Annotated in this window: 2 protein-coding genes; one reads left to right on the forward strand and one right to left on the reverse strand. The window is 70.6% G+C overall.

Annotated elements, in window-relative coordinates; translation table 11 throughout:
- Positions 1-125: 125 nt before the first annotated feature.
- Positions 126-1445, forward strand: a complete 1320-nt coding sequence (locus TVC13_RS17995) for an MFS transporter (RefSeq protein ID WP_422402493.1) — start codon at positions 126-128, stop codon at positions 1443-1445.
- A gap of 57 nt (positions 1446-1502) precedes the next feature.
- Here the strand turns inward: TVC13_RS17995 and TVC13_RS18000 are convergent.
- A partial coding sequence (locus TVC13_RS18000) for a hypothetical protein (RefSeq protein WP_422402494.1) occupies positions 1503-1692 on the reverse strand: 190 nt, incomplete at its 5' end.

A 1692-nucleotide genomic window follows, 5' to 3' on the forward strand; every position in this document is an offset into this window, starting at 1 on the left:
GCCCCGGGCAGCAATGCCCGGGGCGTACTGCGTGCCTACCGGCCTGAACTGCCCGGGTGGTGAGAGAATCGCGTCAGGCCGCCGCGCCGGCTGCCGACCCCGAGTCCCGAAGGAATCGCCGCAGCATGCACCTCGACAGTCCCGCAGGCACCGGACGGAACGGCCGCAGGCGCTCCGCCCGGATGGTGTTCTGGGGTGCCCTGGCCGGAATCGTCCTCATCGCGCTGAATTTCCGCGGACCGATCGTGGCGCCCTCACCCATCCTGGACGTACTGCAGTCCGAGCTGGGGATGTCTGTGCAGACCTCAGGCCTGCTGACAGCCCTGCCCATTGCCTGCTTCGGTGTGATCTCCTTCCTGGCGCTGCCGCTGCTCCGGCGCGGGGGACCGGACCAGGCAATCGCGTTCTGCCTGGCCGGCATTCTGGCAGGCACGCTGCTCCGCTCAGCCGGAGGAACCGGCCTCGCACTGGCCGGGACGGTAGTCATCGGCGCCTCCATCGCCGTCGGCAATGTCCTGGTTCCGGTCATCATCCGCCGGGACTTCCCGCCCGCTCGGGTGCCCCTGGTGACCGGAACCTATACGGCGGCCATGAACATCGGCTCGATGACCACGCTGATCCTGACCGCACCGCTGGCTGCTGCCTTCGGCTGGCGTCTTGCCATGGCGGTCTGGTGCACACTGGCCATCGCGGCAGCCCTGGCCTGGCTGGGACTGGTGGGCTGGCGGGACTTCCTGCTGGGAGGGGCCGGGGAGAAAGCCGCCCGTGGAACCGGCGACGGCGGCACCCCCGCCCCGGCAGACGCTGCCGGTGAGCCTGCTCCGCAGGCGCAGCCGGCGGTATGGCGCCGTCCGGTCGCATGGCTTCTGCTCATTGCCTTCAGCGGCCAGGCCTTTTCCTTTTACGCCGTTTCCACCTGGCTGCCCACCCTGCTCTCTGACCTGCTGGGACTGGACGCCGCCGGTGCGGGGGCCGGAGCCTCCCTGTTCCAGGGACCCGCGATCGCCGGTGCGCTGGCCGTTCCGCTGCTGGCGCGGCGGCTGCGCACCCGGACCCTCCTCTGGCTGACGGTTGCCGCCTGGGCTGCGCTTCCTGCAGGACTGCTGCTCGCACCGGCCGGGTGGGTGGTCTGGGTGACTTTCGGCGGAATGGCTCAGGGAGCAGGGATCACCGTCATTTTCCTGATCCTGGTCCGGCTGGGCGGCTCCGGCCGGCAAGCCGGACAGCTCTCCGCGATGGTCCAGGGCGGGGGCTACCTGGTCGCGGCGGCCGGCCCGGTCGCACTGGGCACCCTGCATGACGTTTCAGGGAGCTGGACGCTTCCGCTGCTGGCCGTGTGCGTGAGCATTGCGGCGCTGCTGGTTGCCGGAACCGTCGCGGCAGCGGCATCGGAACGCAGTGTCCCCGCCCAGGACGCCGGAGACCAGGAGCGGGCTTCGCAGTAGGCTTCGCAGTAATTCTCCGGCGCTGTTCCCGTCCCGCTGCCGTTCAGCCCCTGCTGACTAGCCCTGATCCTCGCCGGCTCGCTCCGCGACCAGCCGGGCTAGGCCGGCCGCCTGGTCCGCGCTCAGCGGTGAACCGGGAAACCGGCCCAGCCGGTCCAGGGGCAGGCTTCCCATGAGCGTCAGCATTTGCTCGGTCTGATCCACTCTGTCCGTGCCGGGCGCGCCTGCCGCCCCAGCCCCGAAAGCC

The organism is Arthrobacter sp. 3Tela_A (assembly GCF_049311025.1).
Classification (GTDB): Bacteria; Actinomycetota; Actinomycetes; order Actinomycetales; family Micrococcaceae; genus Arthrobacter_B.